Source organism: Nocardia sp. NPDC003482, from assembly GCF_053588115.1.
The window spans coordinates 123,871-139,280 of the sequence record NZ_JBSFPI010000009.1 but is presented as its reverse complement, the minus strand read 5'-3'; the positions used below and the strand labels follow the sequence as shown (position 1 = coordinate 139,280).

Sequence of the window (15,410 nt, the reverse complement as noted above, 5' to 3'; positions counted from 1 at the left end):
ACCGCTCACGATGATGCCGGGTGGCACCGACAAGTTCTGCTACCGTGACCCGGCGAACCGATACACTGATGTATCCAATTTCGTCCGAACGGAGGACTCGTGGCGCAACAGCCGGATGTGATCGTCGTCGGGGCAGGGCTGGCCGGTCTGGTGGCGACCTACGAGCTGACCAGGGCCGGGCGGCGGGTCCTCGTACTGGATCAGGAGAACCGCAACAATCTGGGCGGCCAGGCGTTCTGGTCGCTGGGCGGGCTGTTCCTCGTCGACACGCCCGAACAGCGCCGGATGGGGATCAAGGACTCCCTCGAGCTGGCCTGGCAGGACTGGCAGGGCTCGGCCGGATTCGACCGGGACGACGAGGACCACTGGGCCCGGCAGTGGGCACGGGCCTACGTCGAGTTCGCCGCCACCGAGAAACGCGACTACCTGCACGAACTCGGCCTGCGCGTGACCCCGCTCGTGGGCTGGGCCGAACGCGGCGGCGCGCACGCCGACGGGCACGGCAACTCGGTGCCGCGCTTCCACCTCACCTGGGGTACGGGCCCGGAGGTGGTGCGGGTGTTCCTCGAACCCGTGCTCGCCGCCGAACAGCGCGGTCTGGTGGAGTTCGCCTTCCGGCATCGGGTGGACGAGCTGATCGTGGAGAACGACGCGGTGGTCGGCGCGCGCGGCAGCGTGCTCGAACCCACCGACCTCGACCGCGGCCGGGCCTCCTCGCGAAACAGCGTGGGCGCGTTCGAATTCCGCGCGCCCGCGGTGCTGGTGTCCTCGGGCGGCATCGGCCACAACCACGAACTCATCCGCGCGAACTGGCCTGCCGACCGCCTCGGCCCGTGCCCGGAGACCATGATCTCCGGCGTCCCCGCCCACGTGGACGGGCGGATGCTCGCGATCACCGAGAGCGCGGGCGGGCGCATCGTCAACCGCGACCGCATGTGGCACTACACCGAGGGCCTGCACAACTGGGATCCGATCTGGCCCGATCACGCCATCCGCATCATCCCCGGCCCGTCCTCGCTGTGGTTCGACGCGACCGGAAAGCGCCTGCCCGCACCGTGTTTCCCGGGTTTCGACACCAATTCGACCATGAAGGCCATCCTGTCGACCGGCTACGACTACTCGTGGTTCGTGCTGTCGCGCTCGATCATCGAGAAGGAGTTCATGCTGTCGGGTTCGGAGCAGAACCCCGACATCACCGGCAAGGACCTGAGATTCGCGCTGCGCAGCCGCCTGGCCAAGGGCGCGCCCGGACCGGTGCAGGCGTTCGTCGACCACGGCGTGGATTTCGTGGTCGGCGCGACCGTGGCCGAACTCGTCGAGGGCATGAACAAGATCGCGCGGGGACCGCACCTCGACGCCGCCGACCTGGAACGCCAGATCGCCGCGCGCGACCGCGAATTGGCCAACAAGTTCAGCAAGGACGCTCAGCTCATGGCGACGGCCAATGCCCGCCGCGCGCTCGGCGACAAGCTGGCCCGCGTCGCCACCCCGCACCGCATCCTCGATCCCGCGCACGGCCCGCTGATCGCCGTGCGGCTCAACGTCCTCACCCGCAAGACGCTGGGCGGTCTACAGACCAACCTCGACTCGCAGGTGATCCGCGCCGACGGCGCCCCCTTCCCCGGCCTGTACGCCGCGGGTGAGGTCGCCGGGTTCGGCGGCGGCGGGGTACACGGCTACAACGCGCTGGAGGGCACCTTCCTCGGCGGCTGCATCTTCTCCGGCCGGGCGGCGGGCCGCGCGCTGGCCCGCTGAATCCCGTTCGGGCTCAGGCGATTCGGGGCAGGTTCACGACCTGTCCCGCGTAGGCCAGTCCGGCGCCGAAGCCGAGCAGCAGGGCGGTGTCGCCGGGCCGGGCCTCGCCGGAGCGGAGCAGTTGCTCCATCGCCATCGGGATCGAGGCGGCGCTGGTGTTGCCGGTCTCGACGATGTCGCGGGCGACGGCGACGGAATCGGGGATGTGCAGCGCCTTGATGAGCGCGTCGATGATGCGGATGTTGGCCTGGTGCGGGACGAAGGCGTCGAGCTGGTCGGAGGTGACCCCGGCCAGATCGAGCGCGTCGCGGCACGCCTTCTCCAGAAATGTGACGGCCCAACGGAATACGGCCTGGCCGTTCATCCGGATGTAGGGCCGCACCGTGCTGCCGCCGCTCGCCTCGGCCGCGGCGACCTCGGCGAAGTACTGCTGGAAGTCCTTGTCCTGCTTGATGGCCGCGGTCTGGCTGCCGTCCGAACCCCAGGCGACCGGGCCGACGCCCTCGGCGTCCGACGGTCCCACCACGACCGCGCCCGCGCCGTCGGCGAAGATGAAGGCGGTCGTGCGGTCGGCGGGATCGAGCAGATCCGAGAGCCGCTCCACGCCGATCACCAGCACGTGCCGGGCCTGTCCGGCGCGAATCAGGCTGGCGGCGTTGCCCAACGCGTAGCAGAATCCGGCGCACCCGGCGGAGACGTCGTAGGCCGCGGTGTCGTGCATGCCGAGTTCGGTGGCGACCACCGCACCGGCCGAGGGCCCGAGCACCATCTGCGAGGAGGTGGCCAGGACGACGGCGTCGATCTGCTCGGCGGCGATGCCCGCGGCGGCGAGCGCGTCGCGGGCCGCGGCGGTGCTCATGGAGACGATGGTCTCGTCGGATTCGGCCCAGCGGCGGGCCGCGATGCCGGACCGGCTGCGGATCCATTCGTCGGAGGAGTCGATCTGCTCGACGATCTCGGCATTGGGCACGATGCGGCGCGGCCGGTACACACCGAGCCCGAGTAGGGCGGCGTGGGCGACCGGGGTGGCGGTGGCGATGGGGGTGGGCACGACGACTTCCTCTCCGGGTGAACCGATCGGTTCACCGTCTACGATCTAACATGAACCGAACGGTTCACACAAGTGTCGGAAGGTGCGAACATGACGACGGCGGGTCCGCGTGCACGACTGCTCGCGAATACCATCACGATCGTCCAGGAGCACGGGGTTCACGCCGCCGGCCTGAGCGAACTGCTCAAGCGCAGCAACGCCTCGCGCAACTCCCTGTACCAGCACTTCCCCTCCGGCAAGGGTCAGCTCGTGGAGACCGCCGCGCGGATCGTGTCACGCCTGGTCTACCAGCATCTGAGCACGATGGCCGACGCGCTGGCGACCACCCCCTCGGCGGACCGCTGGCTCGACGAGCTGTTCGCGTTCTGGCGGCGGCCGCTCGAGTCCAGCGACTACCGCAAGGGGTCGTTCATGATGGCCGCCGCGCTGGACGAACTGGATCCGGTGGTACAGGCCGCCGCGGGTCAGGCCTTCGCCGAGTGGACCGCGCGGCTGGCCGACGGCATGGTCGCCGCGGGCATCGAGCGGTCGGCCGCACGGGCGCTGGCGGGTCTGCTGCTGTCGGTCATCGAGGGCACGATCGTGCAGAGCCGGGCGTTGAAGTCGAGCCAGCCGTTCCTCGACGCCAAGACGCAGCTCGTGGTGCTCCTCGACCATCATCGCGGGCGGGCGTGAGGTCCCGCACGGCGAAGTGGGTCAGGGCAGTCCGTAGGGCGCGAGCGCGTCGAGCAGCCCGGTGCGGCGGTCGAGGGTGGGCAGCGGTTCGACGTGGGCGAACCGGCAGCCGACCGCGGTGGCCGCGCCGTCGGCCTCGACGCTGTCGCCGACCATGAGGGCATCGCGGGTGCCGACCCGCTCCAGCGCCCAGTCGAAGATGGCGGGGTCGGGTTTGACCGCGCCGATCTCGTAGGACAGTGCGAACGCCGTGATGTGCGCGTCCCAGCCGCGCGCGGCGAAGGCGGGCCGCACGTCGAAGGCGATATTGCTCACGATCGCGATCGGAACCCTTTGGGCGGCAAGCCCTTCCAGCACCTTGCCGGTGTCCGGGTAGGGCGTCCAGGCGTGCGGATCGACCATGCGGTCGTACAGCCGCTCGGCCCGGTCGCCCGACAGTCCGGACCGCCGCAGCACGGTCAGATAGGCCGCTCGGTGCAGCGCCGGGTCGAGATCGCGCCGCTCCCAAGCGAATCGGGTGCGCTCGTCGAGTTCGAGCACCGGCCCGACGGGCTGGGTCATCCGGCGCAGGATCTCGGCGGACTCGTCCGCGTCCATCGGCCGACCGTCCTCGGTGATGAGATCCGCGGCCCAGCTCTCGTCGTCCTCGAGCCGGAACAGGGTCCCCGAGTAATCGAACAGCACCGCCTCGACAGTCACCCGAACAGCCTACCGAATCGTCCCATGATTACCCACACCGCAGCTTGTCTGAGGAGTTTGCTACCGTGGCGGCATGGCCGACTCCCCCATTCTCCAGGCCGACGCGGTCGATTTCGTCCGCGCCCGCAACCCGATCCTGAGCGCGGTGTCGCTGACGGTGCGGCCCGGTGAGCACTGGGCCCTGCTCGGCCCCAACGGGGCGGGCAAGACGACCCTGCTGAAGTTGCTGGGCGCCCTCGAACATCCCACGCGCGGCGCGGTCGAGGTGCTCGGGCACCGGCTGGGCCGGGTCGACATGCGCGAATTGCGCACGGCCATCGGCCATGTCGACCCGCGGCACGCGCCGCCGTATCCGCTGACCGCGCACGAGGTGGTGCTGACCGGGCTCACCAACACCGCCGATCTGAAGCAGCGCTGGAATCCGACCGCGGCCGAGATCGCCGAGGCGGACCGGCTCATCGAGTTGCTCGGGCTCGCGCATCGACGAGATGCCCGCTGGCCCACCATGTCCCAGGGCGAACGCGGCCGCGCGCTGATCGCCCGCGCGCTCATGCCGAATCCGCGCCTGCTGCTGCTCGACGAGCCCGCCACCGGGCTCGATGTGGCCGGGCGCGAACAGCTCATCGAGAACATCGATCGGCTCCAGGCCGCCCGGCCCGAGCTCGCCTCGGTACTGGTCACCCATCATCTCGAGGAGCTGCCGCCGGGCACGACCCACGCCATGCTGTTGCGGGCGGGCCGCAGTGTGGCCCAGGGCCCGGTCGACCGGGTGCTCACCGACGCCCATGTGAGCACGTGCTTCGACCATCCGATCCGGCTCACCCGGACCGAGGGCCGGTGGCAGGTGCGCACGGACCGGGTGCGGGTCTAGGGATTGTCGTCCTTGTCGAGCGGAAGGTTCGCGACCACCGGGAATTCGCCGGTGTAGCCCTCGCGTTCGCGGGCGATGCCGAGCACGCGGCGACGCGCGGCGAACCAGCCGACGATCAGGGCGGGCACGATGACGAGCAGGCTCGCCACGGTCCAGGTGCCCACCGGGTAGTCGAAGCCCATGAGCACCACCACGACCACCAGGAAGATCAGTGTGGCGACGCTCGTGTAGGGCGTGCCGAACATGCGGAAGGCGGGGCGGCGCGCCTCGCCCCTGCGCCACAACTGCCACAACCGCAGCTGGCACAGCACAATCGTGGCCCAGGACGCGAGGATCCCCAGCGAGGCGACGTTCAGCACGATCTCGAACGCCCGCGACGGGACGATGTAGTTGAGCCAGATCCCGAACAGCGCGACCACGCTGGTCAGCAGGATGCCGCCGTAGGGCACGCCGCGGCGGTTCATGCGGCCGGTGAAGCGGGGCGCGCTGCCGTTCATCGACATCGAGCGCAGGATGCGTCCGGTGGAGTAGAGCCCGGCGTTCAGACTGGAGAAGGCGGCGGTGAGCACCACGAAGTTCATGATCGATCCGGCGTTGCCGACCCCGAGCTTGCCGAAGAACGTGACGAACGGGCTCTCCCCCGCCGAGTACGCGGTGTAGGGCAGCAGCAGGGCCAGCAACAGCAGCGACCCGATGTAGAACACCACGATCCGGAAGATCACCGAGTTGATCGCGCGCGGCATGATCTTCTCCGGATTCGCCGTCTCACCCGCCGCCGTGCCGACCAGTTCGACTGCCGCGTAAGCGAATACGACGCCGGAGGTCACGGTTACCAGGGGCAGGACACCCTGCGGCAGCCAGCCCCCGGCGTCGGAGACCATGCCGAGACCCGTGCTGTTGCCGGCGATCGGGAACCGGCCCACCAGGAAGACCAGGCCGACGATCAGGAACGTCACCAGCGCGATCACCTTCACCAGCGCGGCCCAGAACTCGAACTCGCCGAACCACTTCACCGACACCAGGTTCACGCTCAACACCACGCACAGCGCGATCAACGCCAGCAGCCACTGGGCCACCGGCTGGAACGCCGACCAGTAGTGCAGATAGGTGGCGATGGCCGTGGAGTCGACGATGCCGGTCATCGACCAGTTGAGGAAGTACATCCAGCCCGCCACGAACGCGGCCTTCTCGCCGAAGAACTCGCGCGCGTAGGACACGAACGAGCCCGACGACGGGCGGTGCAGTACCAGCTCGCCCATCGCGCGCAGGATGAAGAACACGAACAGGCCGCACACCCCGTAGACCAGGAACAGGCCCGGTCCCGCGTTGGCGAGACGGCCGCCCGCGCCGAGGAACAGGCCGGTGCCGATCGCGCCGCCGATCGCGATCATCTTGAGCTGACGCGGCTGGAGGCTCTTGTGGTAGCCGCTGTCCTCCGCGTCGAGATGTCTGTTGCCTCGTACCTGGGTCATCTGCCGGTTGTTCCTCCGTCGACTCCGTGAGGCCCTGACGTTATCTGTTCAATAGCCACTGTCCGCATCAGCCCCCGGACAGCGGCACCGATACACCATAAGACGTGCTGGATCGAATTCGATGCAGCCGTGCGGAAATAGCTGTTCGGATGCTCGCACTCGCGCGTCGGTCCGGCGGCGGGAAATGTCCGCCCGCTGTCGGACCCGGGCGATACAGTCCGTTCATGAGGCGCACGCGACACACCTGGACCGGCGCGGCCGCCGCGCTCGTGCTCACCACGGCCGTACTCACCGGTTGTTCCTCGAACGATTCCACCGCCGCCGACCGGACGTGCGCCGACGCGCCCAACGGCACGGCCGTCGCGAGCACCGCCGCGGGCCCGGCCGCGACCAGTACCAACCTCGCCACCAATCCCGAGATCGCGACCGGCTACCGGAAGAACATGACGCCGGTGCGCACCGGTTCGTTCGCGGTGTCCTCCGCCAATCCCCTTGCGACACAGGCGGCCTGCCGGGTGCTGGCCGACGGCGGCAGCGCGGCCGACGCGCTGGTGGCCGCGCAGATGGTACTGGGTCTGGTCGAACCGCAGGCGTCCGGCATCGGCGGGGGCGCGTTCCTCGTGTACTACGACGCGACCTCCCGCACGGTCGACGCCTACGACGGCCGCGAGGTGGCCCCGGCCAGCGCGACCGAGAATTATCTGCGCTGGGTCAGCGACACCGATCGCACTGTGCCGCAACCCAATGCGCGGGCCAGCGGCCGCTCGATCGGGGTGCCCGGGGCGCTGCGGCTGCTGGAGCTCGCGCAGCGCGAGCACGGCCGCAAACAGTGGCGCGAACTGTTCGATCCCGCGATCAACCTTGCCGACCACGGCTTTTCGATCAGCCCGCGGCTGGCGGGACAGATCGCCGAATCCGCGCCCGACCTCGCCCGCGACGACAACGCGAAGGCGTACTTCCTGCAACCCGACGGTTCGCCCAAGCCGGTGGGCTTCCAGCTGAGCAATCCCGCGTACGCGAAGACGTTGGGCGCCATCGCCTCCGACGGCCCGGCGGCGTTCTACACCGGCGCCATCGCCCAGGACATCGTCGACGCGACCGCGACCACGTCCGGCGGTCGCACGCCGGGCCAGATCACGCTCGCCGATCTGAGCGGCTACCAGGCCAAGAAGCGCACGGCCCTGTGCACCGACTACCGCTCCCATCAGGTCTGCGGCATGCCGAATCCGTCCTCGGGCGGGATCACCGTCGCCGCGACGCTGGGCATCCTGTCGAATTTCGATCTCGCGTCGCTGCCGCCGGACTCGCTCGACCGCGACGGCGGCAAGCCCAAAGCCCAAGCGGTGCACCTGATCTCCGAGGCCGAGCGGCTGGCCTACGCCGACCGGGACAAGTACGTCGCCGACTCCGATTTCATTCCGCTGCCCGGCAATTCACCGGACACGCTGCTGAACCGGGACTATCTGAAACAGCGTGCGGGACTGATCGATCCGAACCACAGCATGGGCACCGCGCAGCCCGGCGACTTCGGCCCGGTCCCGGTCGGTAACGGCCCGCAGCCGCCCGAGCACGGCACGAGCCACATCTCGGTGGTCGACAAGTACGGCAACGCGGCCGCGATGACGACCACCGTGGAGTCGGCGTTCGGCTCGTTCCACGTGGTGGACGGCTTCGTGCTCAACAACCAGCTCACCGACTTCAACGCCGAACCGACCGGACCCGACGGCGCCCCGCTCGCCAACCGGGTCCAGGCGAACAAGCGGCCGCGCAGTTCGATGAGCCCGACGCTGGTGTTCGACAGGGCGGCCGACGGTTCGCGCGGCGACCTCACCTTCGTCACCGGTTCGCCCGGCGGGTCGGTGATCATCCAGTTCGTCGTGAAAACCCTTGTGAGCATGCTGGATTGGGGCCTGGACCCGCAGCAGGCGGTGTCGGGGGTGGCCTTCGGCGCGGCCAACTCCCCGAGCACCAACGTCGGCGGCGAGCATCCCGCGATCGACGCCGCCGACCACGGCGACCACGATCCACTCGTCCAGCGCCTGCGCGAACTCGGCCACCAGGTCAGCGTCGCCCCGCAGTCCAGCGGGCTCAGCGCGCTGAAACGGGAGAACGGCGGCTGGATCGGCGGCGCGGACCCGCGGCGGGAGGGCGCGGTGATGGGCGACGCGAAATAGGCCCTAGTGGTCGAGGCCGACCGAATAGGAATACTGGTCGCCCTTGACCGCGGAGATGACGAAGGTGACCGGGACCGTCCTGCCGTCCACCTGGGTGACCGTGCACTTGCGGGAGCTGTTGGCCTCGAGCTTCTGCAAACCGGTGCAGGCGACCCCGGCCACCTCGCCGTCGGAGATCTGCCGGTACATGTTCTCGATCTTGGTCTGGGCGTCGTCGGCGGCCACCACGCGGTCGTCGAAGGCCGCCTCGACCGAGACGTCGTTGCCGTCGACCTTGGCGGCCTTGGCGGTCACCGGCCAGGTGGTGCCCGCCTTGTCGGCGGCCTTGCACTTGACGGTCGCGCCCTCCTTCACCGCGAGCGTGCCGTCGCACGACGAGCTCGCCGGATCCTCGCCCGCGTTCTTGTGGAACAGGTCGGTGATCGCGGCCTGGACGTCCTTGTCGTCCACATGGGAACCGATCGACACCGAACAGCCGACGGCGATCAGGATCGGCGACAACAACAGCAAACGACGCATGGCGGGACCTTCACTTCTCCGGTCGGCGACCCCTCATCGATCACCGATTCAGCAAGTGCTATCACGCCCCGGGCGCTTCGGCCATTCGAACGGTCGACCGGCGCTCAGTCGCCCTGCGTCGCGGTGTATTTCGCGCCCAGTTCGCGGAACCGGTCCATGGCCCGCGCGGCGTGCTCGCCGTCGTTGACCCGCAGCGCCAGCATCGGCACGTACTCGTCGCCGATCAGTTCCAGCCGCGCCCACGCCTTCTTGTCCGGCAGCGACACGCCGCGGATATCGGGCCAGCGGAAGTCGTTGTCGCCCAACACGTTCCGGACCGAGACCCCACCCGGCCCGACGCGCACCCGGGGGCGGGTCAGCAGCAGCACCGCCCCGGCCAGCAGCCACCCGAAGCAGATGAGCGCGATCTGGTCGGCGACGCGCAGATTCACGCCGGTCGCGGTGTGCGGGGTCGCGATCCCGGCCACGGTGAACGCGATCGCGATGACCGCGGCCACGATCCGCGCGGTGCGCGCCGAACGCCGGGGACGGATCTCGAGATCCCACTCCGGCGCGGGCTCCGCCCGCTCGGGTCCGCGCTTGCGGATACGGACGACCGGCACGCGATCACGCGTCCTGTCGCAGCGCCCGCAGGGTGAGCGCCGCGTCCAGCGCGGCGGCGGCGGCCTGCTCGCCCTTGTCCTCCGCCGAATCCGGCAGCCCGGCGCGGTCGAGGGCCTGATGTTCGGTGTTCACGGTGAGCACGCCGTTGGTGACCGGGGTGGACTCGTCCAGCGACACCCGCGTCAGCCCGGCCGTCACCGCGTCGCAGACGTACTCGAAATGCGGTGTCTCCCCGCGGATCACGACGCCCAGCGCCACCACCGCGTCGTGGCCGCGGGCCAGCGCCTGCGCGACCACCGGCAGTTCCATCGCGCCCGCGCAGCGCACCACCGTGATCTCCTCGACGCCCGCGTCGCGCGCCACCCGCTCGGCGTTGGCCACGAGCGTGTCGCAGATCTTGGTGTGCCAGCGCGAGGCGACGATGCCGAGTTTGAGGCTGCTGGCATCCTCGAGTGCGAAATCCGGTACGCCCGCACCGCTCATTGTCGAATGTCCGCCTTCCGAATAGTTATTGCGCGGTCTCGTCGAGGTCCAGATCGTCCAGCCCGACCAGGTCGTGGCCCATCCGGTCGCGCTTGGTACGCAGGTAGTGCAGATTCTCCGGCGTGGGGCGGACCGGCATCGGCACCCGCTCGGTGATGCTCAGACCGTAGCCATCCAGGCCGACCCGCTTGGCCGGGTTGTTGGTCAGCAACCGCATGGACTTGATGCCGAGATCGACGAGGATCTGCGCGCCCGTGCCGTAGTCGCGGGCGTCGGCGGGCAGGCCGAGTTCGATATTGGCGTCGACGGTGTCGTGCAGGCCGCTGTCCTGCAACTGGTACGCCTGCAACTTGTGCATGAGGCCGATGCCGCGGCCCTCGTGCCCGCGCATGTACAGCACCACGCCGCGGCCCTCGGCCGCCACCATCTCCATAGCCGCCTCGAGCTGCGGGCCGCAGTCGCAGCGCAGCGAGCCGAACACGTCGCCGGTGAGGCATTCGGAGTGCACGCGCACGAGCACGTCCTCGCCGCCGTCGACGGCGATGTCGCCGAGGACCAGCGCGACATGTTCGACGTCGTCGTAGATGCTGCGGTAGCCGACGGCCCGAAAGCCGCCGACGCGGGTGGGGATGCGGGCCTCGGCGATGCGCTCGACCTGCTTCTCGTGCTTGCGCCGCCAGGCGATCATGTCGGCGATGGAGATCAGCGCGAGGTCGTGCTCGTCGGCGAAGACGCGCAGCTCCTCGGTGCGCGCCATATCGCCCTCGTTCTTCTGGCTGACGATCTCGCAGATGACACCGGCCGGGCCGAGCCCGGCCATGCGGGCCAGGTCCACGGCGGCCTCGGTGTGGCCCGGGCGGCGCAGCACGCCACCGTCCTTGGCGCGCAACGGAACCACGTGCCCGGGGCGGGTGAAGTCGCTGGGCTTGGCGAGCGGATCGGCGAGCAGGCGCATGGTGGTCGCGCGGTCGGCGGCGGAGATGCCGGTGCTCACGCCCTCGCGCGCGTCGACCGAGACGGTGTAGGCCGTGCCGTGCTTGTCCTGATTGATCGCGTACATCGGCGGCAGGCCGAGGCGATCGCAGTCCGCGCCGGTGAGGGGCACACAGATGTAGCCGGAGGTGTAGCGGATCATGAAGGCCACGAGTTCCGGGGTGGCCTTCTCCGCGGCGAAGATGAGGTCGCCCTCGTTCTCCCGGCCCTCGTCGTCGACGACGACGACCGCCTTACCGGCGGCGATATCGGCGACGGCGCGCTCGATGGTGTCGAACCTGGTCACGTCTGTTGTGCTCCATCTCGAATTCGGTGCCCCTCAACACTACGGCGTGGGCCTGTGCGCCGACGCGGCGGGAATCACCCGCGTTGTGTCAGCCGCTCGACGTACTTGGCGATGATGTCCACCTCGAGATTGACGGTCGTGCCGACCGGGGCGCCGCCGAGGGTGGTGAGTTCGCGCGTGGTCGGGATGAGCGAGACCTCGAGCCAGTCGCCGTCGTCGTCCGCGCCGAGGCCGGACACGGTCAGCGAGATGCCGTCGACGGTGATCGAGCCCTTCTCGACGACATAGCGAGCGAGGTTGTCCGGCAACGAGATTCGCACGACCTCCCAGTTCTCGGCGGGGGTGCGCGCGACGACGACGCCGGTGCCGTCGACGTGTCCCTGGACGATGTGCCCGCCGAGGCGGCTGTTGACCGCGGCGGCCCGTTCCAGATTGACCCGGGAGCCGACGTCGAGCCCGCCGATGCTGGACCGGGCGAGCGTCTCGCCCATGACGTCGGTGGTGAAGCTGTCGCCGTCGACGATGTCGACGACGGTCAGGCATACGCCGTTGACGGCGATGGAGTCGCCGTGCTTGGCATCGGAGGTGGCCAGCTTGCCGCGGATGGTCAGCCGGGCCGAGTCCGCGAGCGGTTCGCGCGCGACGATCTCCCCCAACTCCTCGACGATGCCTGTGAACATGCCCTCTTCTCCTGTCACCGTGCCCGGCACGCCGGGCTCCCGCTTGCGCCAACAGCCCGAACCGGCGGGCCTATTCCCCGCCGCGCCGACGTGCCCTTCAGCGTAACGACGGGCGGTCGTAGGCGACAGACTGCCGTCCCGGCGGCGCGTTCGAGACCGCGCTCCGGTTACCGGGGCGGGAAGCGGACGGCTCGTCGGGAATCGCGCGGCGAAAGGAAATGCGATCGAGGAAATACCCGGCTATTTCCGGTGACGGCAATTCGGAAAATCCGACGATCCCAACCAGTCGGAACATGTAGAGCGGGAATTGCGGCGCGCGGAAGGAACTGCCCGAATTACGTTCGCGGCGTTCGATGTTCACGCGCTCGACGGCGTGTTTACACCCGATGCTTGCGTTCCGACAGACGCAGACGCAATATCGTTATAGAGTCGATTCCGAACAACAACTGCGGCGAACAGATGGGGGTAAGCGTGAGCACGCTTCTCGATTCGACACTCGAGGTTCGTTGCGTTCAATATTCCCGTGAATTCCACCTCCCCGCGTCGATCGATCCCGCGACCCGGCACATCCTGCTCGAGATCGGCGCCCGCTACTGCGCGGTGACCATGCCCGCCGAATTGGGCGAGCGGGTACATCAGCGCCTGACGCAGGCCGACCTCGCCGGGCCGGTGGTCCATCATCCGCGCGCGGGGCGCTGGACCTTCATCACCGGTCCCGCCCGCCCCGGCGCGGTGACCGCGGCCGTGTCCGCCGAGTTGTTCCGCCTCTACGCCACCGTCGCGTGCGCGGGCAGTCAGGTGGTGCTGCCGTCGGCCGACGACGAGCGCACCGGCTACCGCACCTGGGTGCACGCCCCCGAGACCACCGCCGCCGTGCCGCCGCTGGAGGCCGTCGTGGAGGCCCTGCGGGCGGTAGGCGCGCCGAAAAGCGCGGCGCGCTAACGGGTTTCGGTGCGATCGCGGCCTACCGCGCCTGGACGACCTTCTCGCGCAGCTTCTCGACCGTGGCCGCCGGATCGTCGGTGCCGTAGACCGCGGACCCGGCGACGAAGCAGTCCACGCCCGCCTCGGCGGCCTGTTCGATGGTGTCCATATTGATGCCGCCGTCGATCTCCACGACCAGGCGCAGTTCGCCGGAGTCGACGAGGCGGCGGACCGTGCGCGCCTTGTCGAGCACGTCGGCGATGAACGACTGCCCGCCGAAACCGGGCTCGACGCTCATCACGAGCAGGGTGTCGAAATTGCGCAGGATCGGCAGGTACGGCTCGATAGGGGTTTTCGGCTTGACCGAGAGTCCGGCCTTGGCCCCGGCCGCGCGGATGTCGCGGGCCACTGCGACCGGATCGTCGGTCGCCTCGGCGTGGAAGGTCACGTTGTAGGCCCCGGCCTCGGCGTAGGGCGGCGCCCAGCGGCCCGGATCCTCGATCATGAGGTGGCAGTCCAGCGGGATGTCGGTGGTCTTCAGCAGGCTCTGGACCACGGGCAGGCCGAGGGTGAGGTTCGGCACGAAGTGGTTGTCCATGACGTCGACGTGCAGCCAGTCCGCGCCCGCGACCGCGTCGGCCTCCTCGGCCAGATGCGCGAAGTCCGCGGACAGGATGGACGGGGCGATCATCGGCGACGGCCGGTGGAAGGGCGCGTTCGAGGAGGTGGACACGGCGCAGAGTGTAGCGACGCCCGGTCACGCGCAGGGCATCGCAGGGGATACCCCGATTACGCGACAGGGGTTTGGGTAGCCTTCTTCAGGTGATCAATACTTCGGCGGAACAGGGGTTGCGCGGCACCCCGGTGGAGATCGGCGTCGCCGCGACCGTGTCACAGCTGCCGATCGTGCGCGGTCTCGCCGAAACGTTGGTGCTGCTCAGCGATTTCACCCTCGACGAGGTCGCCGACATCCGGCTGGCCGTCGACGAGGCGTGCTCCACGCTGATCGCGATCGCCGCGCCCGACAGTACGTTGCAGTGCCGATTCTCGGTGGGCGACAAGGATCTGCTGGTCCGCGTGGCCGGGGTGGCCGCCCGCGAGGGCCTACCCGACGAGCACGCCTTCGGCTGGCACGTGCTGCGCACGCTCACCGACGAGATCGCCGCCACGCAGGAGGGCTTCGACGAGAACGTGTCCGGCTATCCGACGATCGTGGAATTCCGGCGGGTCCGGGGGAAGGCGTAGTGGCCGAGGAGAACACCGCTTCCACCCCTCACGGCGCCACCGAGCCGGACAAGGAGACCCCGGGCAAGGAGTCCGCGGACAACTCCGCCGCCGAGCCGGACGAGGACACCGACGACAACGAGGCCGTCGACAGCGACGAGGTCGACGAGGTCGCCGAATCGGTCTCCGGATACGACGACGTCACAGCGCTTTTCGAGCAGCTGGCCCGGGTCGGCGAGGACGAACCGCGCCGCGCCGAGCTGCGCGCCGAACTGATCCATCGCTGCATCCCGCTCGCCGATCACATCGCGCGCAAGTTCAGCGGCCGCGGCGAGCCGTTCGACGATCTGACCCAGGTCGCCCGGGTCGGCCTCGTGCACGCGGTGGACCGCTTCGACATCGCGCGCGGCTCGAACTTCCTGTCGTTCGCCGTGCCGACGATCATGGGCGAGGTTCGCCGCTACTTCCGCGACAACACCTGGGCTATGCGAGTTCCGCGGCGCGTCAAGGAGACTCACCTGCGGATCGGTTCGGCCATCGACGCGCTGTCGCAGTCGCTGGGCCGCTCCCCCACCGCCAAGGAGATCGCCGCCGAGTTGGGCATCTCCGCCGACGAGGTGACCCAGGCCGTCATCGCGGGCAACGCCTACCAGCCCAGCTCCATCGACGCGGTCTCGGTGGGCCGCGATTCGGAGGCGTCACTGCTGGACACGCTCGGCGAGGAGGAGTCGCAGTTCGATCGCGTGGAGGAGTACGTCGCGATCCGCCCGCTGCTGGCCGGGCTGCCCGAACGCGAGCGCCGCATCCTCACCATGCGGTTCTTCGAATCCATGACCCAGACCCAGATTGCCCAGCGCATGGGCATCTCCCAGATGCACGTCTCTCGCATCCTCGCCAAAACCCTTGCCCGCCTGCGGGAACAGTCGGCCCGCGAGTAGGTCGAGTAGATTCCCGAGTAGATGATCACCTGGGACCGGCCCACCGGCGGATTCCCCGGCGAT

The 15,410-nt window shown here is 69.3% G+C and carries 17 protein-coding genes; 7 read left to right on the top strand and 10 right to left on the bottom strand.

From position 1 onward, the window contains the following. Positions 1-99 precede the first annotated feature (99 nt). Positions 100-1,755, top strand: coding sequence for an FAD-binding dehydrogenase (locus ACWDSJ_RS16210; RefSeq protein ID WP_450032714.1), 1,656 nt, complete (start codon positions 100-102; stop codon positions 1,753-1,755). Between the two features lie 13 nt (positions 1,756-1,768). Here ACWDSJ_RS16210 and ACWDSJ_RS16205 read toward each other — a convergent pair whose 3' ends face one another. Further along, positions 1,769-2,806 carry a beta-ketoacyl-ACP synthase III gene (locus ACWDSJ_RS16205; RefSeq protein ID WP_387365679.1) on the bottom strand — a complete coding sequence of 346 codons (1,038 nt, stop codon included), beginning with the start codon at positions 2,804-2,806 and terminating at the stop codon, positions 1,769-1,771. A 90-nt stretch (positions 2,807-2,896) separates the two neighbouring features. On the opposite strand from ACWDSJ_RS16205, the gene ACWDSJ_RS16200 reads away from it, so the two are divergent. Continuing rightward, positions 2,897-3,481, top strand: a complete 585-nt coding sequence (locus ACWDSJ_RS16200; RefSeq protein ID WP_450032712.1) for a TetR/AcrR family transcriptional regulator — start codon at positions 2,897-2,899, stop codon at positions 3,479-3,481. 21 nt (positions 3,482-3,502) lie between these two features. Here the strand turns inward: ACWDSJ_RS16200 and ACWDSJ_RS16195 are convergent, their stop codons facing one another. After that, positions 3,503-4,180 carry an HAD family hydrolase gene (locus ACWDSJ_RS16195; protein ID WP_450032710.1) on the bottom strand — a complete coding sequence of 226 codons (678 nt, stop codon included), beginning with the start codon at positions 4,178-4,180 and terminating at the stop codon, positions 3,503-3,505. Positions 4,181-4,253: 73 nt separating this feature from the next. Between ACWDSJ_RS16195 and ACWDSJ_RS16190 the strand changes: the two genes are divergently transcribed. Continuing rightward, positions 4,254-5,051 (top strand): ABC transporter ATP-binding protein, encoded by a 798-nt coding sequence (locus ACWDSJ_RS16190; RefSeq protein ID WP_450032708.1) that lies wholly within the window; start codon positions 4,254-4,256, stop codon positions 5,049-5,051. On the opposite strand, the gene ACWDSJ_RS16185 is transcribed toward ACWDSJ_RS16190, so the two are convergent. Continuing rightward, positions 5,048-6,523 carry an amino acid permease gene (locus ACWDSJ_RS16185; protein WP_450032706.1) on the bottom strand — a complete coding sequence of 492 codons (1,476 nt, stop codon included), beginning with the start codon at positions 6,521-6,523 and terminating at the stop codon, positions 5,048-5,050. The genes ACWDSJ_RS16190 and ACWDSJ_RS16185 overlap by 4 nt on opposite strands. A 224-nt stretch (positions 6,524-6,747) precedes the next feature. Here ACWDSJ_RS16185 and ACWDSJ_RS16180 point away from each other — a divergent pair, with 224 nt between their 5' ends. Continuing rightward, positions 6,748-8,697: a gamma-glutamyltransferase family protein gene (locus ACWDSJ_RS16180; protein WP_450032705.1), complete on the top strand. Its 1,950-nt coding sequence runs from the start codon at positions 6,748-6,750 to the stop codon at positions 8,695-8,697. A gap of 3 nt (positions 8,698-8,700) precedes the next feature. Here ACWDSJ_RS16180 and ACWDSJ_RS16175 read toward each other — a convergent pair whose 3' ends face one another. The 6 genes from ACWDSJ_RS16175 to ACWDSJ_RS16150 all read right to left on the bottom strand — a co-directional run bounded on the left by ACWDSJ_RS16175 (position 8,701) and on the right by ACWDSJ_RS16150 (position 12,622). Then, on the bottom strand, positions 8,701-9,216 hold the full coding sequence (locus ACWDSJ_RS16175; protein WP_450032703.1) for a DUF4333 domain-containing protein: 516 nt from the start codon (positions 9,214-9,216) through the stop codon (positions 8,701-8,703). A 104-nt stretch (positions 9,217-9,320) separates the two neighbouring features. Further along, positions 9,321-9,818, bottom strand: a complete 498-nt coding sequence (locus ACWDSJ_RS16170; RefSeq protein WP_450032701.1) for a PH domain-containing protein — start codon at positions 9,816-9,818, stop codon at positions 9,321-9,323. Between the two features lie 4 nt (positions 9,819-9,822). Next, a complete protein-coding gene (ribH, locus tag ACWDSJ_RS16165) occupies positions 9,823-10,302 on the bottom strand; it encodes a 6,7-dimethyl-8-ribityllumazine synthase (protein WP_387365654.1) in 480 nt (159 codons plus the stop codon). Positions 10,303-10,327: 25 nt separating this feature from the next. After that, complete coding sequence (locus ACWDSJ_RS16160; RefSeq protein WP_450032699.1) at positions 10,328-11,581, bottom strand: bifunctional 3,4-dihydroxy-2-butanone-4-phosphate synthase/GTP cyclohydrolase II; 1,254 nt, start codon at positions 11,579-11,581, stop codon at positions 10,328-10,330. Positions 11,582-11,655: 74 nt separating this feature from the next. Beyond that, the gene (locus ACWDSJ_RS16155) at positions 11,656-12,261 is read right to left on the bottom strand and encodes a riboflavin synthase (RefSeq protein ID WP_450032697.1); all 606 of its coding nucleotides are present in this window, start codon (positions 12,259-12,261) and stop codon (positions 11,656-11,658) included. A 97-nt stretch (positions 12,262-12,358) separates the two neighbouring features. Further along, positions 12,359-12,622, bottom strand: a complete 264-nt coding sequence (locus tag ACWDSJ_RS16150; protein ID WP_450032695.1) for a hypothetical protein — start codon at positions 12,620-12,622, stop codon at positions 12,359-12,361. A 110-nt stretch (positions 12,623-12,732) separates the two neighbouring features. On the opposite strand from ACWDSJ_RS16150, the gene ACWDSJ_RS16145 reads away from it, so the two are divergent. Continuing rightward, entirely contained in the window at positions 12,733-13,203 is a 471-nt protein-coding gene (locus ACWDSJ_RS16145; RefSeq protein ID WP_450032693.1) for a hypothetical protein, read from the top strand. Between the two features lie 22 nt (positions 13,204-13,225). Here the strand turns inward: ACWDSJ_RS16145 and rpe are convergent, their stop codons facing one another. Further along, positions 13,226-13,876, bottom strand: a complete 651-nt coding sequence (rpe, locus tag ACWDSJ_RS16140) for a ribulose-phosphate 3-epimerase (RefSeq protein WP_387366182.1) — start codon at positions 13,874-13,876, stop codon at positions 13,226-13,228. A 131-nt stretch (positions 13,877-14,007) separates the two neighbouring features. On the opposite strand from rpe, the gene ACWDSJ_RS16135 reads away from it, so the two are divergent. Together ACWDSJ_RS16135 and ACWDSJ_RS16130 are read left to right on the top strand one after the other, a co-directional pair. After that, positions 14,008-14,430, top strand: coding sequence for an anti-sigma factor (locus ACWDSJ_RS16135; protein ID WP_387365639.1), 423 nt, complete (start codon positions 14,008-14,010; stop codon positions 14,428-14,430). Beyond that, entirely contained in the window at positions 14,430-15,347 is a 918-nt protein-coding gene (locus ACWDSJ_RS16130; RefSeq protein WP_450032691.1) for an RNA polymerase sigma factor SigF, read from the top strand. Before ACWDSJ_RS16135 ends, ACWDSJ_RS16130 begins: the two co-directional genes overlap by 1 nt. The last annotated feature ends 63 nt before the right edge of the window (positions 15,348-15,410 follow it).

What these genes read in the sequence shown, in the direction of transcription:
- ACWDSJ_RS16185 (WP_450032706.1), bottom strand. Translation starts at nt 6,523, where the DNA reads ATGACCCAGGTACGAGGCAACAGACATCTCGACGCGGAGGACAGCGGC.
- ACWDSJ_RS16180 (WP_450032705.1), top strand. Translation starts at nt 6,748, where the DNA reads ATGAGGCGCACGCGACACACCTGGACCGGCGCGGCCGCCGCGCTCGTG.
- rpe (WP_387366182.1), bottom strand. Translation starts at nt 13,876, where the DNA reads ATGATCGCCCCGTCCATCCTGTCCGCGGACTTCGCGCATCTGGCCGAG.
- ribH (WP_387365654.1), bottom strand. Translation starts at nt 10,302, where the DNA reads ATGAGCGGTGCGGGCGTACCGGATTTCGCACTCGAGGATGCCAGCAGC.
- ACWDSJ_RS16155 (WP_450032697.1), bottom strand. Translation starts at nt 12,261, where the DNA reads ATGTTCACAGGCATCGTCGAGGAGTTGGGGGAGATCGTCGCGCGCGAA.
- ACWDSJ_RS16175 (WP_450032703.1), bottom strand. Translation starts at nt 9,216, where the DNA reads ATGCGTCGTTTGCTGTTGTTGTCGCCGATCCTGATCGCCGTCGGCTGT.
- ACWDSJ_RS16190 (WP_450032708.1), top strand. Translation starts at nt 4,254, where the DNA reads ATGGCCGACTCCCCCATTCTCCAGGCCGACGCGGTCGATTTCGTCCGC.
- ACWDSJ_RS16200 (WP_450032712.1), top strand. Translation starts at nt 2,897, where the DNA reads ATGACGACGGCGGGTCCGCGTGCACGACTGCTCGCGAATACCATCACG.